Origin of the sequence: Nonomuraea fuscirosea (assembly GCF_003001935.1) — a bacterium.
GTDB classification, from domain to species: domain Bacteria; phylum Actinomycetota; class Actinomycetes; order Streptosporangiales; family Streptosporangiaceae; genus Nonomuraea; species Nonomuraea fuscirosea.
Window position 1 is genome coordinate 1 of the sequence record NZ_PVNG01000016.1, and the last position, 18,937, is coordinate 18,937.

An 18,937-nucleotide genomic window follows, 5' to 3' on the forward strand; every position below is an offset into this window, starting at 1 on the left:
ACCCTGCTGGTCTCCGACAACGGCGTGGGCCTGGGCGAGGGCGGCCGGCGCAGCGGGCTGCGCAACATCGAGGAACGGGCCGGGCGGCTGGGCGGCACCGCCCTGCTGGAGTCCCCTGACGAGGGTGGCACGCGGCTGAGGTGGACGATCCCTGTGTGAGGGCCACGCCCCGCGTGCCGGAGGGCTGGATCGGGTCGCCACGGATGAGCGCCGGGCTGGACGAGACGAGGACCAAAGTCCCCTCAGCACAGGGAGGACGCCTCTGAGCGGCGGGTCCCGCCTGCGGGAATCTGAAGGCGGATCTAGGAGGCGGCGATGTCTCTGGACGAGCTCGGTGTGGTGGTGGGCTACGACGGTTCCTTGCCGGCACGGGAAGCCCTGCGATGGGCGGCCGCGGAGGCTGCCGGCAGAGGGGTGCCGCTGACGGTGTGCCACGCGTGGGACTGGCCGTACCACGAGTGGCCGGGTGAGCTGGTGCCGCTCGAACTCGTCCGCCGCCCCGCCCAGCGGCTGGTCAAGGCCGCGGCCACCTGGGCCGGACGGCACCATCCCGGCGTCGCGGTCAACACGCTGATCGACCGCGGCTCCCCGTCCGTGCTCCTGACCGACCTGTCCGCCGCCGCCGAGCTGATCGTGGTGGGCAGCCGCGGGCACGGCGCCCTCCAGGGAATGGCGGTCGGCTCGGTGAGCGGTCATGTCGTCTCCCGGGCCCGCTGTCCGGTGATCGTCATGCGCGGTGACTCGCAGGAGCGTGGCGCGCGCGAGGTCGTGGTGGGTTTCGACGGCTCCCCGGCGTCCAGGGCCGCGCTGAGCTTCGCCGCCACGGAGGCGTACCGGCTGGGCAGCCCGATTCACGTCGTGATCGCCCGCCACGGCGGGGAGGCGGACCCGCTGGAGCCGCGCATCCGGGCCCAGGGGCTCGCCTGGGACGAGCTGACCGCCCGGCAGGGCGCCCATCCGGACCTTCAGGCGAGCGTCGAGCTCGTGGACGAGCCCGCGCGCCGGGCGCTGCTCGAAGCGGCCCGCAAGGCCTGCCTGCTGGTGGTCGGGGCGCGCGGCCTGGGCGAGGTGCGGGGGCTGCTCCTCGGCTCCGTCAGCCAGGCCCTGGTCCACCACGCCCCGTGCCCCGTCGCCGTGGTGCACTGACCGGCCGCGGCAGGGGACGAAGGTCCTGGTGCCGCGGGCCCTACGGCACTGCAGCGGAAGCCGCGTGAGCGGTGTGCTGGAGCTGACTCGGAAACGGCGCATCACCCCTCGGAAAGGGGGCCATCATGAACGCCACCATCGGCAGGCCCGCCGTGCAGGCCGGAGCCACGCAAGCTCGCCGCCCGGTCGACTACGTGTGGGCCGCGGCCCGGATCGCGATCGGCTGGATCTTCCTCTGGGCGTTCCTGGACAAGACCTTCGGCTGGGGCTTCGCCACCCCCGCCGACCGCGCCTGGATCAACGGCGGCAGCCCCACGACCGGCTTCCTCAAGGGCACCGGCGAGAACGCGCTCGGCGGCTTCTTCTCCGGCCTGGCGGGTCAGCTGTGGGTGGACTGGCTGTTCATGGCCGGCCAGCTCGGCATCGGCCTGGCGCTCGTCCTGGGCATCGGCATCCGCGTCGCCGCCGGTGCGGGCACGCTCATGCTGGTCCTCATGTGGGCCGCCGAGCTGCCCCTGGCCAACAACCCGTTCATGGACGACCACATCGTCTACGCGATCGTCCTCGTCGGCCTCGCCCTCACCGGAGCCGGCACCACGCTCGGCCTCGGCAACCTGCCGGTCGTCCAGCGCAACGCCTGGCTGAAGTAGTGCCGCGATACCGCGCCCACCTCCGGCAGGCCGGAGGTGGGCGCCGGTCGTTCAGGTGCCGGGGCGCGAGGCGTAGGGGAGCAGGGCCATCTCGCGCGCGGTCTTGACGGCGCGGGCGATCCGGCGCTGCTGCTGGACGGTGACGCCGGTGACTCGGCGACTGCGGATCTTGCCGCGGTCGGAGATGAACTTACGCAGCAGCGCGGTGTCCTTGTAGTCGATGCGGTCGGTGTTGAGCAGCGGGTTGGGCTTCTTGCGCGGGGCGCGGCGGGGCTTCACGCGATCTCCTTGAGGTCGAGGATGGGAGCGAACGGGTCGTCGTGGCCGGGGTGTTCGCCCTCGGCCAGCAGGCAGGAGTCGAGCAGGCCGTGCAGGCGTATGACGTCGAGGTCGGGGCCGGTGAAGACCAGGTGCTGGACCCGGTCACCGTGCTCGGGGTCCCAGTCGAGGGCGGCCGCCGCACGGCGGGCGGGAGAGACGAGGTCCCAGGCGGCTTCGGGCAGGGCGGCCAGCCACGGGCCGGCGTCCTCGACCGAGACGATTCCGGCGACGGCGTCCCACGCGAGGAGCTGACCGGGGCGGGTGGCCAGCCAGAAGCGGCCGCGGGAGCGAACGGACTCGGTGACCAGCTCGTCCACGGCCTCGAAGAGGCGGCCGGGATGCAGCGGGCGGCGGCTGTGCCAGACCGTCGTGACGATCTGCTCGGTCCTGGCGTCGGCGGGCAGGCGGGCGGTGCGGGGGTCCACGCGTTCGGCCAGCTCGGCCGGGCACAGGGCCGGGCCGGTGACCGCCGGCAGGCTTGCCACGTCGTGCACCGGGGTGAGCGGGGCGAGGTGGGTGAGCACCCGCAGCGACAGCTCGTGGTCGTCCTCGTCCCCGCCGTGCAGGACCAGGCCGGTGGCGTACTCGAGCTGCCGGGCCAGGACCTCGGCCAGATAGCGCTGGTCGCCCGCGGCCGCGGACCGGCCGACCTCGCGGAGGCGCTCGCCGCGGGTGAGGTCGTCGGGCAGGCCGCCGGCATCCAGTGCGGTGAGCACGGCCGTGAGCCGCAGGATCTCCTGGGCTTCGGCGCAGCCGATCGCCTCGGCGACCGAGCGCGGCTCGACCGAGTCCCACAGGTCCACGATCAGCAGGGGCGTGCCGGGCGCCAGCACGACGAGCCGGGGGAGCAGGTCCTCGCGGACGGTGCAGGTCACGCAGCCGTGGGCGAGACGCACGTCGGCCGTCTCCAGCACCTGGCCGCCGTCGCGGACGATGCGCCGTACGCGGCCACGGGTGACGTCGGCGAGATCGTGGTGGACGGCGACGGAGCCGGGACAGCGCGTGAGCAACTCGTCGACGGCAGCGGTACGAGCCGCGCCGTGCAAGCCGGCGACGAGGACGACAGGGGTGGACATCCAGCCTCCCAATTGCGGAATGAAAATCATTGTCGTTATGCTGGCACAGTATCGCACGCCGAAAGGAACCGCTTTGGCAAGGAATGAGGTGCTACCCGTGATCAGACTCAAGTCCACGGCCGGCACCGGCTACACGTACGTGACCACCAAGAACCGGCGCAACGACCCCGACCGGCTCACCCTGCGCAAGTACGACCCGACCCTCCGCCGGCACGTCCTGTTCAGGGAGGAGCGATGAAGAACTGCCAGCTCACCGGGGTCAAGTCGGTGTTCGGCAACAACGTCTCCCATTCCCACCGCCGCACCCGGCGCCGCTGGAACCCCAACATCCAGCAGCGCCGCTACTGGCTGCCGAGCGAGGATCGCTTCGTCCGGCTCACGCTCAGCGCCCGCGCGATCAGGACGGTCGACAAGATCGGCGTCGAGGCGGCCGTCGCGCGGATCCGCGCCAGGGGAGAGCGGATCTGATGGCGAAGAAGAGCAAGATCGCCGCCAACGAGCGGCGCAAGGCCGTCGTCGCCCGGTACGCCGGGCGGCGCGCCGAGCTGAAGGAGATCATCCGCACCGGCGCACCCCAGGACCGCGCGGACGCGGCTCGCGAGCTGGCCCGCCAGCCGCGCGACGCCAGCGCCACCCGCGTGCGCAACCGTGACTCCGTCGACGGCCGTCCTCGTGGGCATCTGACCAAGTTCGGGCTGTCGCGGGTGCGCTTCCGGGAGATGGCGCACCGCGGCGAACTGCCCGGCATCACGAAGGCGAGCTGGTAGCCGTGGCCGTGCCCAAGCACAAAACGTCCCGCGGTAACACCCTGCACCGCCGCAGCCAAAGGCCTCGGCCGCCGCGGCGAGGGTGACGTACCCGCCCCGCGGCGCGGCCACTTTCGGTGCGGCGTTCTGCGGGTCGCCGGCGAGCTCCGTGCGCGGCGCGGGGCTCGCTGCGACGTACCGGACAACGTGCTGGAGTCGGCCACCACTCCGCCGAGACGTTGTCATGGCCGGTGCGCCGGCATGATCGCTCATGCAGGTGATGCGAGGTCATCAACACGTACATGAGGCTTCTCGTGACAGCGAGAACCGGGGTTCCGCTTTTCCATTTGATCGACTATCGTCGATTGACGATGAATAAGACCATGGGGCCCTTGCCGCGCGCGGAGGCCGAGGAGTACGCGAGCTGGTTCAAGGCTCTGGCCGACGCCACTCGCATCCAGATCGTGTCGCTGCTGGCCCGGCAGCGTACGCCGATGAGTGTGGGCGAGATCGTGAACGCCTCCGGGGTGGGCCAGTCCACCGTGTCGCACCACCTGAAGATCCTGGCCGAGGTGCGGTTCGTCCTGGTCGAGCGGCAGGGCACCTCCAGCCTGTACCGGATCAACGAGAACTGCGTGAGCTGCTTTCCGACCGCCGCCGACGTGGTCATGGGCAACCCCGTCCCGGCCGCGCCCACCTGCGAGTGAAGGAGGTCCGTCATGGCGCACGATGAGATCATCGACCGCTACTCCGCCCTGGCCCGTGCCGCGGAGGCCGGCCGGACGGTCGTCGACTGCGGGCAGGAGGAGTTCGACCGGGGAGTCTTCGGCGCGGCCGGTTACGGCGACCTCGGGGCGCTGCCCGAGGGGGCGGTGCGGGCGAGCCTGGGCTGCGGCAATCCGCTGGCGGTCGCAGATCTGCGCGCCGGCGAGGTGGTGCTGGATCTGGGCTCGGGCGGCGGGATCGACGTGCTGCTGTCGGCGCGCCGGGTCGGCCCGCACGGCAAGGTGTACGGGGTGGACGCCAGCGCGGACATGCTGGCGCTGGCCCGGCGCAACGCCGAGCAGGCCGGCGCGCGCAACGTGGAGTTCCTGCACGGCACGATCGAGCGGATACCGCTGCCGGACCGTTCGGTGGACGTGGTCATCTCCAACTGCGTGATCAATCTGTCCGGTGACAAGGCGTCGGTGCTGTCGGAGGCGTTCCGGGTACTGCGGCCGGGCGGCCGGTTCGGCGTCAGCGACGTCGTGGTCGAGGATGACGTCGATCAGGCCCGTCGTCTGGCTGCCGAGCAGCGGATCGGCTGCGTGGCCGGGGCGCTTCCCGTGGGCGAGTACCGCGCTTCGCTGGCGGCGGCTGGGTTCGTCGGCGTGCGGATCACCTTGACCGCCGACCATGGCGACGGCGTACATTCGGCGATCGTCCAGGCCGCCAAGCCTGCCGCTGGACCGGGCTTGGAGATCCGGCCGATGCGGGAGACCGACGCCGAGCAGGTGCTGGCCATCTACCAGGCCGGACTGGACACGGGACAGGCCAGCTTCGAAACCGCTGTGCCCAGCTGGGAAGGCTTCACCGCCGCCCGGCTGGAGCACCTGCGCCATGTGGCCGTCGACACCGAGACGGGGCAACTGGTCGGCTGGGTGGCGGCCTCCCGGGTTTCGCCCAGGCCCGTCTATGCCGGCGTGATCGAGCACAGCATCTACGTCCACCCTGGCTGTCAGTCGCATGGGATCGGCCGCGCCCTGCTGGAAGCCTTCGTCGCAGCCGCCGAGGGCGCGGGGGTGTGGACCATCCAGTCCGGGGTCTTTCCCGAGAACGCCGCCAGCCTCGCGCTCCACCAGGCGCTCGGCTTCCGGAAGGTGGGCGTGCGCGAACGTGTCGGACGCCACCACGGCGTCTGGCGCGACGTGGTCCTCATCGAACGTCGCAGTCCGGCGCGCTAAGCCGCCAGCATGGGAGGAAGGGCACGCACCACGGCGAGGAGGCGAATCAGGCTCGCGGGTACGGCCGCGGCCAACGGCCACACCGGGCCGGTCGAGAAGTGCAGCGCCGTGGTCATCATCAGTCCGTCCAGCAGGATCAGCCCGAGCGCGCCTGCGATCACGGTCAGGCGCGTCCGGCGGTGGACCCGTGGCCGCAGGGCCGCGGCGAGGAGCAGGCCGACGACGGTCAGCAGCGCGACGCCGTACAGGACTTTGACCGGTGTGGGCAGCGGCCACGCCCATGCCTGGCCGGTGATGAGCGTCGCGGCCCAGAGGGCGGCCATGATCGGCCCGGTGGCCAGCAGCATCAGAGCGGTGCGCCGCCAGGGTGAGACGCGGACGAACGCGGCCGTGATCGTGTCGGCGTCGCCGAACTCGGCGATCGTCGCCCGGGCGGCGACGTCGGGATCGCCATGGCGGCGTAGCTGATCCGCGTAGGCCTCGTGCAGCCCGTCGGCCAGTTCTTCGACCGCTTCGGCGGGCAGGCGGGCGGCCAGGATGGCGAGTTGCGCGGCGATCAACTCGTGGCCGGCCATGACCGTGTCCCCAGTGCGGCGGTGATCGCGGTGGCGAACTCCTGCCAGCCGGTGCGTTCCCTGCTGAGCACCGTACGGCCGGCGGCGGTGAGCTCATAGGTGCGGCGGCGACGGCCGCCGACGACCGACCAGTCGCCCGCGATGAGCCCGGCGCGCTCCAACCGGTGCAGTGCCGGGTAGATCGTGCCGGTGGGCAGGTCTATGCGGCCCTCTGTGGCCTCTCGCAAAGCCTCCTTGACGGCGTAGCCGTGACGCGGGCCGTCTTCGAGGGCGGCCAGCAGCAGCCCGTCGAGGTGTCCTTTCAGCGCTTCGGCCCTCATAGGTAGTAACGCTATATCGGGCCTTGGCGGGCGGCAACGGCCGGAGTAGCGTCCCTATAGGTAGTGATACAACCTATAGGGAGTGCGCGGTGGACATCCTCGGCATCCCGATCCCTGACGCTGGACCGGTCTATCTGACCGCGCTGGCCGTTCACATCCCCACCGGTCTGACCTGCGTGATTTCAGGTGCCGTGGCGGCGCTGACCCGCAAGGGCGGCGCCGCGCACCGGCGCTTCGGCCGCGTGTACGTCTGGGGCCTGGCGGTGGTGTTCGGCACGATGACCGTGATGTCGGCGATCCGGTGGCGGGAGAACGCTCATCTGTTCTTCATCGGTGTCGTGGCCCTCGCCGCGGGCTGCGCCGGCTATCTGGACCGGCGCGGCCGGCTGTCCGACCGAGTGCACATCACCTGCATGGGCGTGTCCTACGTGGCGCTGCTGACCGCCTTCTACGTCGACAACGGCCCGCACCTGCCGCTGTGGGATCGCCTGCCGACGTGGGCATTCTGGCTGCTTCCCTCCCTGCTCGGACTTCCGGTCATCTTCCGGGCGATCAGGGCAAGGAAGCCGGCATCGTGAATCGTCACGCGGACAGGCGGCGACTTGGCACTGGTGAGCGCTGTCACCCGAGGCTGGACCGGCCCTCCTCCTTGCCGGTCCATCCTGGCTTTGATATGTGTCAATATAGAGAGACATTGATTTCGATGGCTGTCTATACGGAGTAGATGTGGAACCTCTGGAGCTCTTGGAGTGCAGTCCGCCGCTGATGCGCCAGCCGTTGGACGCAGAGCAGGCGGCCGGGGTGGCGCGGGTGTTCAAGGCACTGGGCGATCCCGTGCGGCTGCGCATTCTGTCGATCGTCGCCAGTCGCGCCGGCGGTGAGGTGTGCGTGTGCGACATCACCGGCGCGTTCGAGCTGTCCCAGCCGACCATCAGCCACCACCTGAAGGTGCTCAAGGAGGTCGGCCTGCTGACCTCGCAGCGGCGCGCCTCCTGGGTGTACTACCGCCTCGTCCCCGAGACGCTCGGTGAGCTGTCGGCCCTGCTCGACGTGCCCGTGACCGTCTGAGAGGTAGCGCGATGACCTCTTCCACATCCCCGGCTTCATCGGCCTCGGCGGCCGCCCAGCCCGCGCGCGGCGTCATCGCCGGCCTGTCCACGCTCGACCGGTTCCTGCCGGTGTGGATCATCGCGGCCATGGCCGCCGGGCTGCTGCTCGGACGGCTGGTACCGGGTCTGAACACCGCGCTGGAAGCGGTGAAGGTCGGCGAGATCTCGCTGCCGATCGCCCTCGGCCTTCTGCTGATGATGTATCCGGTGCTGGCCAAGGTCCGCTACGACCGGCTGGGCGCCGTCACCGGCGACCGCCGCCTGCTGCTCTCCTCCCTGCTGCTGAACTGGGTGCTCGGCCCGGCCGTCATGTTCGCGCTCGCCTGGATCTTCCTGCCCGACCTGCCCGAGTACCGCACCGGCCTGATCATCGTCGGGCTCGCCCGGTGCATCGCCATGGTGCTCATCTGGAACGACCTGGCCTGCGGCGACCGCGAGAGCGCCGCCGTCCTGGTGGCGCTCAACTCGGTCTTCCAGGTGATCGCGTTCGGCGCGCTGGGCTGGTTCTACCTGCAGGTGCTGCCCGGATGGCTCGGCCTGTCCCAGGCCGCGCTGGAGGTCTCGACCTGGGACATCGCCCAGTACGTGCTCATCTTCCTCGGCATCCCGCTGGCCGCCGGATACCTGTCCCGCAAGCTCGGCGAACGCGCCCGCGGCCGAGACTGGTACGAAAGCCGGTTCCTGCCCCGCGTCGGCCCGCTGGCCCTGTACGGGCTGCTGTTCACCATCGTCATCCTGTTCGCCCTGCAGGGCGGCACGATCACCTCCCGGCCCGGCGATGTCGCCCGGATCGCGCTGCCGTTGCTGGCCTACTTCGCTCTCATGTGGGGCGGGTCGTTCCTGGCCGGCAAGGTGATCGGCCTGGGCTACGAGCGCTCCACCACGCTGGCCTTCACCGCCGCCGGCAACAACTTCGAGCTGGCCATCGCCGTGGCGGTCGGTGTCTTCGGCGTCACCTCCGGCCAGGCCCTGGCCGGCGTGGTCGGCCCGCTCATCGAGGTCCCCGTTCTGGTCGCCCTGGTCTACGTCAGCCTGGCCGGCCGCCGCCTGTTCACCGCCAAGGAGCCCACCCGTGCCTGAGACCGTCCCCGCCAAGCCGAGCGTCCTGTTCGTGTGCGTGCACAACGCCGGACGCTCCCAGATGGCCGCCGGCTGGCTCACCCACCTGGCAGGCGACCGGGTCGAAATCCGCTCCGCAGGGTCAGCGCCCGCCGACCAGGTCAACCCGGTCGCCGTCGAGGCCATGGCCGAGGTCGGTATCGACATCACCGCCGCTCAGCCCAAGGTCCTGTCCGTCGACGCAGTCCAAGCCTCCGACGTGGTCATCACCATGGGCTGCGGCGACGCCTGCCCGATCTTCCCCGGCAAGCGGTATGAGGACTGGAAGCTCGACGACCCCGCCGGGCAGGGCATCGAGAGTGTCAGGATCATTCGCGACGACCTCCGGCAGCGGGTGGAGCAGTTGCTCAGCAGCTTGTGATGGGTTGAGGGCCGGATGCTTGACCTCGACCACAAGCGTCACTACTCCTCCGGGGACAAGTGGCACGGACGGCCAGCGCGCTACCTTTCCATGGACAGCAGCCACGTGGTGGCCACCACCAGGCGAGCCGCCGCCACCAGAGTGTCCGGCTGGACGCGGTCGGGGGTTTCGGCAGGGGTCTGGTAGCCCGGCATGCCCATGCCGATACCGACCGCGGCCAGACCGGCAGCGGCGTAGCGGCGATTGTCGGAGGCCATCGCGCCGGCCCGCAGCGGCACGCCGACCAGGCGGGCGGCCTGGTCGAGCGTGGCCAGCAGGGCGTGAGCAGGTCCGCCGGCCTCGACGGAGGCAGCCTGGTGCAGCTGCGCGGCGCCGTCGAGGTTGAGCACCAACGTGTCGGACGGCACAGCGGGCGCGTGGTGGGCCGAGCCCCATGCCCCGCTCTCCTCGGCGTCCAGGAAGGCCACCGACAGGTCGGCCCGGGTGACCCGGTCTGCTGTCAGGACGCGGGCAGCCTCCAGGACGGCGGCCACGCCAGAGGCGTTGTCGGCGGCTGCGGGCAGCCGCATGCCGGGGTCGTCGCCGACGCCGTCGTAGTGCGCGGCCAGCAGTACCCGCGGCCCCGTCCCCGCACCCCTGACGCGGGAGGAGGCGGGGAAGCGAGCGTGGACGTTGCGGCCCTCAGTGGAGATCTGCCGCAGCGGCATCGACCCGGTGACCTGCACCGGGCCGATGGCCAGGGCGTCGGTCAGGCGGGCGTGCTGGCCGGTGCGCAGGGCGATGATCGGGACGGCGCGGGTGGCCGGTCCGGCGATCATCTTGGGCATCCACCCCTCGGCGTCGGTGCCGCGCGCGGTCAGTACTCCGGCCGCGCCGTGGGCCTCGGCTCGTTCACACGCCTGCGCCCAGTCTCCGGCCTCGGCCAGCACCCATCGGCCGCGCAGGTCGGCCTCGGAGGCGGCGGCCAGCGGCGCGGTGTGCCGGTGCGGCAACTCAGCCGAGGCGAGGTGCTCGACGAAGTCTCGGCGGTGCTTCAGGCGCAGCGCCTGGCCGCCCGCGTTCCACTCGAGCACCGGGGTCGCATACAGCTCTCGCACGTCCGCGACGGGGAAGGAGTCGACTTCGACCTCGGCGCCCAGCTCGCGTAGCCGCTCGGCGAGCCATGCGGCGGCGGCGCGGCCTCCGGGCGTGCCCACACGCCGCCCCGCGTAGTGGTCGCGGGCCAGCTCGTGCACCGTGGCCAGCATCCGCGCCGCCGACACCCGCTCCACGACGGCGGCCAGATCGGGCGCCTGAGGGATGTCCGGCGTGGTGGAGGTCATCCGCAGCAGCCGGTGGAAGCTGCCTCGGCGGCCGGGGCGGCGGCTGGGGCCTGACCGCAGCAGCCGGCCTGGGCGGCCTGGTGCGCGGCGGACGTGCTGCCGCAGCAGGCGGTGGCGGCTGCATCTGCCTGCTGGGCCGTGTCACTGGCCAGGGAGGAGGCAGGAGCTCCGCAGCAGCCACCGGCGGCGGGTGGCGCGAAGGCCTCCGTCAGGTCGCCGATGAAGCCGCCGCTGGTCTGGTTCGTCGTCATGGTGGTTGCCCTTCCGCCGGTGCGAGGTCGAGGCCGTCAACACTTAGATGTATGTCGAATCAGGCTCCACGATCTCACGCTGCTTAGATGTTCGTCAAGATAGACGAAGGTCGAATCAATGGTGTGAATACACCGGAGTGCGTGCGCCTAAAGCTGGGCGATGACCTCCGCGGCCAGCTTCCGGGCGGTGCGGCCGGCGCCGATGAGGGTGGCCGAGGCGGGGCCGGTCCAGTCGCCGTAGCCGAGCAGGTGCAGGCGTGGTTCGGCCAGGGCGCGGGTGCCGTCGGTGGGGATCGTGCCGCCGGGCCCGCGCAGCCGTAGCGGGGCCAGGTGAGAAAGTGCGGGCCGGAAGCCGGTGCACCACACGATCACGTCGAATGCCGCCGTGCTGCCGTCGGCCCACGCCACCCCGTCGGGGGTGATGCGGGAGAACATGGGCTCGGATTTGAGCGCGCCCCGGTCGCGGGCCTCGCGCACGGACGCGACGGCGACGATGTCGCCCAGGTCGCCGATGCCTTCGGCGTTCTGTCCGGCCTGGGCGGCCTGGTGGCGGCGGGTGGCCAGGTCGAACAGGGCGCGGCCGTCGATCTCGTCGGGCAGCAGCCGGGGCGGGCGCAGCGTCGCCCAGGTGGTCTGGGCGACCTGGGAGAGCTCGGCGAGGATCTGCGCGGCGGAGTTGCCCCCGCCCACCACCAGCACCCGGCGATCGCGGAAGTCCCCGGAACCGCGGTAACCGGCGGTGTGCAACTGCTCGCCCCGAAAGTCACCGATGCCGGGACAGTGCGGGACGTAGGGACGCCACCAGGTGCCCGTGGCGCTGACCACGATCCGGGCGTGCCAGGTGCCGGCGCTGCTGTCCACGGCCAGGCGTGGTCCGGCGCGCCGCACGGCCCGGACGGTGGCGGGGCGGACGACCGGCAGCCGGTAACGCTGCTCGTAGTCGGCGAGATAGGCGACGACGTGGGCGGCGTCCGGATGGCCGCCGTCGGCCGGGACCGGCATCATCCGGCCGGGCAGGGAGCTGTACTGCGCGGGGGAGAAGAGCCGCAGGGACGGCCAGGCATGCTGCCAGGCGCCGCCGGATGCCTGCTGGGCGTCCAGGATGACGAAGTCGACGCTTGCCCGCCGTAGGTAGTAGCCGGCCGCCAGCCCGGCCTGTCCGGCGCCGATGACCACGACATCGGCCGGGTGGGCCGCGTCGGTCATACGGTGAGGAGTTCCACGTCCACCGGACCGCTCTGCGCAGCGGGCGGGGCGGCGAGCGGGGTGAACAGAGCGCCCAGCCTACTCACCGTCTCAGGGATGATCCGGTAGTAAACCCAGGTGCCGCGGCGTTCGCCGTCGATCAGCCCGGCGGTGCGCAGCACCTTCAGGTGGTGGGAGATGGTGGGGGCGGTCAGGTCGAAGACGCCGGTCAGGTCGCAGACGCACGCCTCGCCTCCGGGGTGGGAGCCGATCATCGACAGCAGGCGCAGTCGTACCGGGTCGGCCACGGCCTTGAGCAGGACCGCGAGGTCGGCCGCATCGTCCTCCGACAGGGGCGCGCGGGCGATCGGCGCGCAGCACTGGGTCGTCACGGCGGTCATCCGGGGCTCCTTAATTCGACATTCGTCTAAATCATACGCGATGGTAGGCGACCAGCGACAAGGCGGCGGTGACGCAGACGGCGGCCACCGCGCTCATCACCCAGGTGTAGCCGACGGCCTGGGCCAGGGCGACCGCACCGAGCGGAGCCAGGGCCTTGTCGGCGACGGAGAAGAGCGCGATGCGGCCCGACAAGGTGGCGTAGGCGGCGGTGCCGTACCGCTGCACGAGCAGGTGCGGCAGCGTGATGGAGCCGATGCCGAAGCCGAGCCCGAAGAGCAGCACGCAGCCGATCGCGCCCGCGACGCTCGCGCCAAGGGCCGGCAGGAGCAGCGCCGCGACGCCTTGCAAGATATAGATCGCGGCGGCGATCAGAGCGGCGGGCAGACGGGTCTGCAGACCGGTGGTGATCAGTCGCCCGGTGACCGACAGAACGCCGAGCAGCCCGGCGAGCGTCGCGGCCAGGACCGGGGTGTGGCCGAGGTGGATGAGGTAGGTGACCAGCACGACGGCGATGACGGCGACCGCGCCGCCGCTGGCGGTGAAGGCGATCACCAGCAGCCAGAACGGACGGCGGCGCACGGCGGCCCTGACCAGGTCGGCGCGTTCCCCGGCGGCCTCGGGTGTGCGGGCGTGGGCCGGGCGGCGGCGGATCACCAGCGCGTGCAGCGGGATCGCCGCCAGGCCGTAGACGAGACCGAGGGCCACGAGGGCCTGACGCCAGCCGTAGGCGTCGACCAGCAGGCCGGTGAGCGGGATGAAGATCGAGGAGGCGAACCCGGCGACGATGGTGAGCGCCAGGATGCCTCGCGCACGGCCTCGCGCGTCGGCGCCGTACCAGGCGATGATGACGGCGAACGCGGCCTCGTACAGCACCATCGAGCAGGCGACGCCGATGGCGGCGAAGACCAGGTAGAGCTGCCACAGTGCGGTGACCTGCGACCAGGCCAGCACCGCCCCGGCGCCGAGCAGCGAACCGAGCGTCATCAGGACGCGCCCGCCGTGGGCGTCCAGCCACCGCCCGGCGAGCGGGGCACAGACGGCGGTGATCAGCACGGACACGGTGAGCGCGGCGGCGACCTGGGCGTTGGTGGCGTGCAGGTCATGGGCCATCGGGACGAGGAAGACGGAGAAGGCGTAGTAGAGCACGCCGTAGCCGGTGGTCTGGGTGACGGCCAGCGCTGCGACGACCCGCCGGCCATGTCCGGAACGCGGCGGACCGCCGCCCTGCTGTTGGAGGGCGGCGGTCTCGGCGGGGGAACTCATGCTGGACAGGCGATCAGCGCACGGCCCTCAGCGGTGGTCGCCCAGTCGCCCGCGAGGGTTTCGGCGATGAAGCCCTGGGCCTGCAGCCGCCAGGCGAGCGTTCCTGCCATCCGGGCGATCGCCGGGCCGTAGCCGGGGTTGGTGCTGGGCTTGCGGGCGGCGACCAGTTCGTCGGCCAGCCGGTGGGCGGGCATCGGTTCGTGGCGGCAGATGAGGCGGAGCGCTTCCTTCTGGGCGGCGGTGGGGTAGCCGTCAGACATCGGGTGCTTCCTTTCAGCCGCAGCAGCTGCCGCCGGACTCCGCCGGAGCTCCGACAGTGGTGAGCGGGAGCGGAGCCGCCAGCAGGCCGCCGCTGATGCCGGTGGCCAGGCCGACCCGCTGCTCCTGGGCCTGGACCAGGTTGGAGGAGCACACGCCGGTCTCGGGCAGGTCGAGCTGCACGTCGCGAGCCGCCTGCCAGTCCCCGGCCAGCGCGGCGACCACGGAGCGGACCTGCTCATACCCGGTGGCCATGAGGAAGGTCGGGGCCCGGCCGTAGCTCTTGACCCCGACCGCGTAGTAACCGGGCTCCGGGTGGGCGAGTTCGTCCACGCCGTGGGGCGGGACGGTGCCGCAGGAATGCTGGTTCGGGTCGATCAGCGGGGCCAGGGCGCGGGTGGAGCCGAGCACCGGGTCCAGGTCCAGGCGCAGTTCTGCGGCGATGGAGTGGGCGGGGCGGTAGCCGGTCGCGCTCACGATCCGCTCCACGGTGACGCTCTGCTCGTGGCCGGACGGGTCGCGGCTGATCACCTGGATGTCCTGGCCGGTGGCGTTGACGCGGTGGGTGAAGAAGCCGGTGAGCAGCGTGATGCGGCCGGACTCGACATGGGCCCGTAGCCGGGTGCCGAGTGCGCCGCGGGCCGGGAGGGCGTCGGCGTCGCCGCCGCCGTAGGTACGGGTGGCGTCGCCGGCGCGGATCGCCCAGGTGATCGGCGTACCCGGCAGCTCGGCCAGTGCGAGCAGAGTGGTGGCGGCCGAATGGCCGGCCCCCACGACCAGGGTGTGCTTGCCCTGGTAGCGGTCGCGGTCGGCGCCGAGCACGTCTGGCAGCGCGTGGTCGACGGATACCTCCCCCTCGCCGTGGGCGGGCAGGCCGCTGGCGCCGAGCACGTTCGGGCTGGTGTAGGTGCCGGAGGCGTCGACGATCGCTCGCGCCCGCAGTTCGGTGCCGTCGGCCAGGCGGATGAGGAACGGGGCCTGCTCGCGGCCTGTCGTGCGCACGCGGTCGTAGCCGAGGCGGCTGATCGCGGTGACCTTCGCGCCCAGGCGGACCCGGTCGCCGAACAGCTTGGCCAGCGGGGCGAGGTAGTCATTGATGAGCTCGGCGCCGGTCGGCAGCCATTCGGGATCGGGCGCGGTCCAGCCGTCGGCTTCCAGGAGGCGGCGGGCTGTGGCGTCGATGTCGTACTTCCACGGGCTGAACACCCGCACATGTCCCCACTGCGCGATCGACGCGGCGACCTGCTCACCGGCTTCCAGGAGGAGGAAGTCGATGCCGCGCTCGGTCAATTGGGCGGCGGCGGCCAGCCCGACCGGCCCGGCGCCGATCACGACGACCGGCAGGCCGGCCATCCCCGGGGCGGTCTGCTGAGGAGTGGTGAACTGCTCGATCTCGAACGTGGTGGTGCCGCAGCAACTGTCACTCATGACGGCTCTCCAAGTGGGCGTGTGGGCTAGCGGAAGGACGGGAACGTGGCGTAGAGGCGGGCGCGCTCGATGGCGGCATCGGCGCGGCAGTCGAGGTCGCACACCCGCGAGGTGGCCTTGTCGACGGTGAAGCCGGACCGGTCGATGGGCGGGCGGCGGCGGGTGAACAGAGCGCGCATCACGCACCCCTTTGGATAGAAGTTCATCTAATCAGGAGTCATCATGCGCTACTGCTTAGACGGAAGTCAAATCAGCTTGTGGTCGAGGCGGGACAGGAGAGTGTGAGCAGCATCAGGATCGCTGGGGAGCGCCGCGCAGGTGACGGGCGAGCATCCCCACCACGTGCGCGGCGTCCGCGCCGACGCCGCGCAGGGTGTTGGAGGAGGGCGTGCGCTGCCACTCCAGGCCCAGGTAGCCCAGGCCGGGATGGGTCAGCGACAGGCCGCGGCGCTGGCGCGGGTGGCCGCCGTCATCGTCCAGTGCGCCTAGGCCGGTGAGGTAGGACAGGTTCGGCCGGTAGCCGGTGGCCAGCAGTACCGCATCGACGCGCTCACGCTCGCCGTCGGGCCAGAGCGCGTGATCGCCGTCCAGGCGGGCGAACATCGACCGGCGCGCGTAGCCGCCCTCGCGCAGCGCCTGGCGGTAGCGGCCGTCATCGAGCACCGGTGAGGCGGGCGGATTATCCGCTCGGGCCAGCGGCAGCCGGTCGAACCCGGTCAGGCGGAACCAGAAGTGCAGGTCACGTCCCAGCGGGCGCTGGGGCACGAACCGGATCGGCTCCCGGCTGGCCAGCGTCACCCGGCGCCCGGTGGCCGAGTCGGTGGCCAGCTCGTGGGCGACCTGCACCGCCGAGTTGCCCGCCCCGACCACGACGACGCGCTCACCGGGCAACGAGGCCGGCGAGCGGTAGTCGGCGACGTGCAGCACCGGGCCGGTGAAGGCGTCCAGGCCGGGCAGTGCGGGCCGGTGCGGGCGGCCGAAGGAGCCGCTGGCCGCGATGACGGCAGGAGCGGTCAGCTCCTGCCCGCCGGCCAGGCGTACGAGGAAGCCGCTCGTGCCGGGCTCGCCGGCGGCGTGGACGGCCTCGACGCGGGCGCCGGTGCGCAGCTCGGCGCCGCGCTCGATCAGGGCGGCGGCATACCGCTCCAGGTAGGCGACGACTTCGTCGCGGCGCGGGTAACGCTCGGGGTCGCCGTCGAAAGGAAGGCCGGGCAGGCTGCTGTAGCGGGCGGGCGAGAACAGGGCGAGGCTGTCGTAGTAGCGCGGCCAGGATCCGGCGGCCCGATCGGAGGCTTCCAGCAGCAGGGGCCGCAGCCCCTGCTCCAGGGCGGCATGGGCGGCGGCCAGGCCGGACTGCCCGGCCCCGACGATCACGATGTTGTCGCTGTCGATGGGCATGTCGCAGAACGTACCGTCATTTTCTAATATGTCAATAAGTTGGTATGAGGATAGGGTGCGGTGGACAGGAGGGAGCGCGCATGGCCGAGACCACGGCATCCTCAGCCGCGCCGATCGATGCGCCGATCGATGCGCCGAAGGATGCGTCGGCGGACGAGACGGTGGGCGCGACAGGGGGCGCGACATGCACGCCGCAGCTGCCGCAGGCCGCCCAGGACTTCCTCAAGGCCCTGGCCAACCCGGGACGCCAGCAGCTCATGCTGCTGTTCGCCCAGGGCGCCGAGTTGTCGGTCAACCAGGTCGCCGAGCGTGCCGGCATCAGCCAGTCCGCCGCCTCCCAGCAACTCGCCCTGCTGCGCCGCGGCGGCATCGTCACCTCCCGCCGCGACGGCAAAGAGGTGCTGTATCGCGGCGACCGGGACAGAGTCGCCCGCATCCTCGGCGACCTGCAGGATTATCTGAAGTTCTGCTGCTGACCGACGTCGCGCAGGCGGCTCGGCCGGCCCCTGCGCCGAGCAAGGCGTAGCGAACTCGAGCAGGCTCGGCGTGTTCACCCGGCCGTCCTTCGGCGGAGAGAGCGGAGATCCGCAACGGCGCCCCGCCGGGCCGGGGGAGCGGCAGGTTCTGCGCGACCCGATGCACTGGCACATCCCTCTTCGCCCGGCCTCTCCGTGGACGTCGTTTGCGTGTCTTATATGGCAAATGATAACCATTGTCATCACCGATGAAGGAAGTGACATGTCATCCGTTGGTGATCAGAAGGCACGGGTGGTGAGCACGCTGCCGCCGTGCTCCATCCGCGACGCAGAGGGCCGCGACGCAAAGCGCCACGACGGCGCGACCCGGATCAGTGCGCCCGCGCTGAGGGCGGGGACGGCGTGAGGGAGCTCCCCTGGGCCGTGCGGCTGCTGCTGGTCAACCAGTTCGGCGTCAACACCGGCTTCTACCTGCTGGTTCCCTACCTCGCCGGCCACCTCACCCAAGACCTGGGCCTGTCCGTCGCGGCGACGGGTGTCGTCCTGGGGGTGCGCAACCTCAGCCAGCAGGGGATGTTCCTCGTCGGAGGTTCGGCCGCCGACCGCCTCGGGGCCCGCCGGGTGATCATCGCCGGATGCGCGCTGCGCACTGCCGGATTCGCCCTGTTCGCGTTCGGGGTCACGGTGCCGCTGCTGCTGGCGGCCGCCGTACTCAGCGGGCTGGCCGGCGCCCTGTTCAACCCGGCCGTGCGCGCGTACATCGCGGCCGATGCCCCCGGCGGGGCCGGGACCTTCGCGCTGTTCAACGTGTTCGCCCAGGCGGGCGCGTTGTGCGGGCCGCTGCTGGGCGGCGTGTTGCTGCTGGTGGACTTCCGGGCCGCCGCGCTCACCGCCGCGGCGATATTCGCGGTGCTGACCCTCGCGCAGACACTCGTCCTGCCCGCGCGCGACGTGCCGCCCAGCGGCGCCTCGGTGCTGGGCGACTGGCGGCGCTGCCTGGCCGACCGGCGTTTCCTCGCCTTCACCCTGGCCCTCAGCGGCATGTTCGCGCTGCAGAACCAGCTCTACCTGGTGCTGCCGCTGGCCGCCGAGCGGGCGACCGGCACGCCGAGCTCGGTGGCGCTGCTGTTCCTGGTGTCCACCGTGGCGACCCTGCTCTTCCAGGTCCGGATCACCAAGCGCCTGGAGGCGGCGACGAGCCCGGGCCGCGCGATGGCGCTGGGGCTGACCGTGATGGGCGCCGGGTTCCTCGCGCCCGCCTTGCTGCCGGGGCTCCTCCCGGTGCTGGTGGCGGTCCTGGCCCTGGCCTTCGGCGTGATGATGGCGCAGCCGTTCGTGTACGAGCGGATCAGCCGCTTCGGCGGCGAGTCCCTGACCGGCACCTACTTCGGCATGTTCTACCTGGTCTCCGGGATGGTGGCCGCCGCGAGCACCGCGCTGATCGGCTGGGTGGGCCCGGCCGGGGCCGCGGTGTGCGCCGCCATCGGGCCGGCCTGCGCGACGCTCGTGCTGATCCAGGAGCGGCGTACGACGGCACCGGCGTGAACACCCGCACCCACGACCCCCCACGACCCCCGAACGAAAACCG

27 protein-coding genes are annotated in these 18,937 nt (G+C 71.7%); 14 read left to right on the forward strand and 13 right to left on the reverse strand.

The window, feature by feature from the left end; all coding sequences use genetic code 11:
- The first annotated feature begins 315 nt into the window (after positions 1-315).
- Both B0I32_RS32970 and B0I32_RS32975 read left to right on the forward strand, forming a co-directional pair.
- Entirely contained in the window at positions 316-1,146 is an 831-nt protein-coding gene (locus B0I32_RS32970; protein WP_106246463.1) for a universal stress protein, read from the forward strand.
- 125 nt (positions 1,147-1,271) lie between these two features.
- Positions 1,272-1,796, forward strand: a complete 525-nt coding sequence (locus B0I32_RS32975) for a DoxX family membrane protein (RefSeq protein WP_106246465.1) — start codon at positions 1,272-1,274, stop codon at positions 1,794-1,796.
- A 51-nt stretch (positions 1,797-1,847) separates the two neighbouring features.
- Here B0I32_RS32975 and rpsR read toward each other — a convergent pair whose 3' ends face one another.
- Both rpsR and B0I32_RS32985 read right to left on the reverse strand, forming a co-directional pair.
- Positions 1,848-2,075, reverse strand: a complete 228-nt coding sequence (gene rpsR / locus B0I32_RS32980) for a 30S ribosomal protein S18 (protein WP_106246466.1) — start codon at positions 2,073-2,075, stop codon at positions 1,848-1,850.
- Positions 2,072-3,193 carry a CobW family GTP-binding protein gene (locus B0I32_RS32985; RefSeq protein ID WP_106246468.1) on the reverse strand — a complete coding sequence of 374 codons (1,122 nt, stop codon included), beginning with the start codon at positions 3,191-3,193 and terminating at the stop codon, positions 2,072-2,074. Before B0I32_RS32985 ends, rpsR begins: the two co-directional genes overlap by 4 nt.
- Before the next feature lie 73 nt (positions 3,194-3,266).
- Here B0I32_RS32985 and rpmG point away from each other — a divergent pair, with 73 nt between their 5' ends.
- The 5 genes from rpmG (at position 3,267) to arsM (ending at position 5,882) form a co-directional block, all read left to right on the forward strand.
- A complete protein-coding gene (gene rpmG / locus B0I32_RS32990; RefSeq protein ID WP_106246470.1) occupies positions 3,267-3,431 on the forward strand; it encodes a 50S ribosomal protein L33 in 165 nt (54 codons plus the stop codon).
- Complete coding sequence (rpmB, locus tag B0I32_RS32995) at positions 3,428-3,661, forward strand: 50S ribosomal protein L28 (protein WP_106246471.1); 234 nt, start codon at positions 3,428-3,430, stop codon at positions 3,659-3,661. The genes rpmG and rpmB overlap by 4 nt, the downstream gene beginning before the upstream one ends.
- Positions 3,661-3,960: a 30S ribosomal protein S14 gene (gene rpsN, locus B0I32_RS33000; protein WP_106246473.1), complete on the forward strand. Its 300-nt coding sequence runs from the start codon at positions 3,661-3,663 to the stop codon at positions 3,958-3,960. The genes rpmB and rpsN overlap by 1 nt, the downstream gene beginning before the upstream one ends.
- 362 nt (positions 3,961-4,322) lie before the next feature.
- Entirely contained in the window at positions 4,323-4,646 is a 324-nt protein-coding gene (locus B0I32_RS33005; RefSeq protein ID WP_245956201.1) for an ArsR/SmtB family transcription factor, read from the forward strand.
- 12 nt (positions 4,647-4,658) lie between these two features.
- Positions 4,659-5,882 carry an arsenite methyltransferase gene (gene arsM / locus B0I32_RS33010; RefSeq protein WP_106246475.1) on the forward strand — a complete coding sequence of 408 codons (1,224 nt, stop codon included), beginning with the start codon at positions 4,659-4,661 and terminating at the stop codon, positions 5,880-5,882.
- On the opposite strand, the gene B0I32_RS33015 is transcribed toward arsM, so the two are convergent.
- A complete protein-coding gene (locus tag B0I32_RS33015) occupies positions 5,879-6,457 on the reverse strand; it encodes a hypothetical protein (protein ID WP_106246477.1) in 579 nt (192 codons plus the stop codon). The genes arsM and B0I32_RS33015 overlap by 4 nt on opposite strands.
- Entirely contained in the window at positions 6,439-6,777 is a 339-nt protein-coding gene (locus B0I32_RS33020; protein ID WP_106246479.1) for a PadR family transcriptional regulator, read from the reverse strand. Before B0I32_RS33020 ends, B0I32_RS33015 begins: the two co-directional genes overlap by 19 nt.
- A gap of 89 nt (positions 6,778-6,866) precedes the next feature.
- On the opposite strand from B0I32_RS33020, the gene B0I32_RS33025 reads away from it, so the two are divergent.
- From B0I32_RS33025 to B0I32_RS33040, 4 genes are all read left to right on the forward strand, one after another.
- Positions 6,867-7,355: a DUF2306 domain-containing protein gene (locus B0I32_RS33025; protein WP_106246480.1), complete on the forward strand. Its 489-nt coding sequence runs from the start codon at positions 6,867-6,869 to the stop codon at positions 7,353-7,355.
- A 187-nt stretch (positions 7,356-7,542) separates the two neighbouring features.
- Positions 7,543-7,845, forward strand: coding sequence for an ArsR/SmtB family transcription factor (locus tag B0I32_RS33030; RefSeq protein WP_245956183.1), 303 nt, complete (start codon positions 7,543-7,545; stop codon positions 7,843-7,845).
- A gap of 11 nt (positions 7,846-7,856) precedes the next feature.
- Positions 7,857-8,966, forward strand: a complete 1,110-nt coding sequence (arsB, locus tag B0I32_RS33035) for an ACR3 family arsenite efflux transporter (protein ID WP_281262634.1) — start codon at positions 7,857-7,859, stop codon at positions 8,964-8,966.
- Positions 8,959-9,366 (forward strand): arsenate reductase ArsC, encoded by a 408-nt coding sequence (locus tag B0I32_RS33040; RefSeq protein ID WP_281262635.1) that lies wholly within the window; start codon positions 8,959-8,961, stop codon positions 9,364-9,366. The genes arsB and B0I32_RS33040 overlap by 8 nt, the downstream gene beginning before the upstream one ends.
- 80 nt (positions 9,367-9,446) lie before the next feature.
- Here B0I32_RS33040 and B0I32_RS33045 read toward each other — a convergent pair whose 3' ends face one another.
- From B0I32_RS33045 to B0I32_RS33080, 9 genes are all read right to left on the reverse strand, one after another.
- Positions 9,447-10,688: a M28 family metallopeptidase gene (locus B0I32_RS33045; RefSeq protein WP_181308029.1), complete on the reverse strand. Its 1,242-nt coding sequence runs from the start codon at positions 10,686-10,688 to the stop codon at positions 9,447-9,449.
- Entirely contained in the window at positions 10,685-10,939 is a 255-nt protein-coding gene (locus tag B0I32_RS33050) for a hypothetical protein (RefSeq protein ID WP_106246486.1), read from the reverse strand. The genes B0I32_RS33045 and B0I32_RS33050 overlap by 4 nt, the downstream gene beginning before the upstream one ends.
- Before the next feature lie 147 nt (positions 10,940-11,086).
- Positions 11,087-12,145, reverse strand: coding sequence for an ArsO family NAD(P)H-dependent flavin-containing monooxygenase (locus B0I32_RS33055; RefSeq protein WP_106246488.1), 1,059 nt, complete (start codon positions 12,143-12,145; stop codon positions 11,087-11,089).
- On the reverse strand, positions 12,142-12,525 hold the full coding sequence (locus tag B0I32_RS33060; protein ID WP_106246489.1) for an ArsR/SmtB family transcription factor: 384 nt from the start codon (positions 12,523-12,525) through the stop codon (positions 12,142-12,144). Before B0I32_RS33060 ends, B0I32_RS33055 begins: the two co-directional genes overlap by 4 nt.
- Before the next feature lie 31 nt (positions 12,526-12,556).
- Positions 12,557-13,789, reverse strand: a complete 1,233-nt coding sequence (locus B0I32_RS33065; RefSeq protein ID WP_106246491.1) for an MFS transporter — start codon at positions 13,787-13,789, stop codon at positions 12,557-12,559.
- Positions 13,786-14,049 carry a hypothetical protein gene (locus B0I32_RS33070; RefSeq protein WP_106246492.1) on the reverse strand — a complete coding sequence of 88 codons (264 nt, stop codon included), beginning with the start codon at positions 14,047-14,049 and terminating at the stop codon, positions 13,786-13,788. The genes B0I32_RS33065 and B0I32_RS33070 overlap by 4 nt, the downstream gene beginning before the upstream one ends.
- 13 nt (positions 14,050-14,062) lie before the next feature.
- The gene (locus B0I32_RS33075) at positions 14,063-15,475 is read right to left on the reverse strand and encodes an FAD-dependent oxidoreductase (protein WP_106246494.1); all 1,413 of its coding nucleotides are present in this window, start codon (positions 15,473-15,475) and stop codon (positions 14,063-14,065) included.
- A gap of 26 nt (positions 15,476-15,501) precedes the next feature.
- Positions 15,502-15,654, reverse strand: coding sequence for a hypothetical protein (locus tag B0I32_RS58015; RefSeq protein ID WP_181308031.1), 153 nt, complete (start codon positions 15,652-15,654; stop codon positions 15,502-15,504).
- A gap of 112 nt (positions 15,655-15,766) precedes the next feature.
- A complete protein-coding gene (locus B0I32_RS33080; RefSeq protein WP_219912123.1) occupies positions 15,767-16,873 on the reverse strand; it encodes a flavin-containing monooxygenase in 1,107 nt (368 codons plus the stop codon).
- An 80-nt stretch (positions 16,874-16,953) separates the two neighbouring features.
- Here B0I32_RS33080 and B0I32_RS33085 point away from each other — a divergent pair, with 80 nt between their 5' ends.
- The 3 genes from B0I32_RS33085 to B0I32_RS33090 all read left to right on the forward strand — a co-directional run bounded on the left by B0I32_RS33085 (position 16,954) and on the right by B0I32_RS33090 (position 18,894).
- Entirely contained in the window at positions 16,954-17,349 is a 396-nt protein-coding gene (locus tag B0I32_RS33085; RefSeq protein WP_106246496.1) for an ArsR/SmtB family transcription factor, read from the forward strand.
- Between the two features lie 226 nt (positions 17,350-17,575).
- Positions 17,576-17,755 carry a hypothetical protein gene (locus B0I32_RS56730; protein ID WP_146178397.1) on the forward strand — a complete coding sequence of 60 codons (180 nt, stop codon included), beginning with the start codon at positions 17,576-17,578 and terminating at the stop codon, positions 17,753-17,755.
- Entirely contained in the window at positions 17,752-18,894 is a 1,143-nt protein-coding gene (locus tag B0I32_RS33090) for an MFS transporter (protein ID WP_106246498.1), read from the forward strand. The genes B0I32_RS56730 and B0I32_RS33090 overlap by 4 nt, the downstream gene beginning before the upstream one ends.
- The last annotated feature ends 43 nt before the right edge of the window (positions 18,895-18,937 follow it).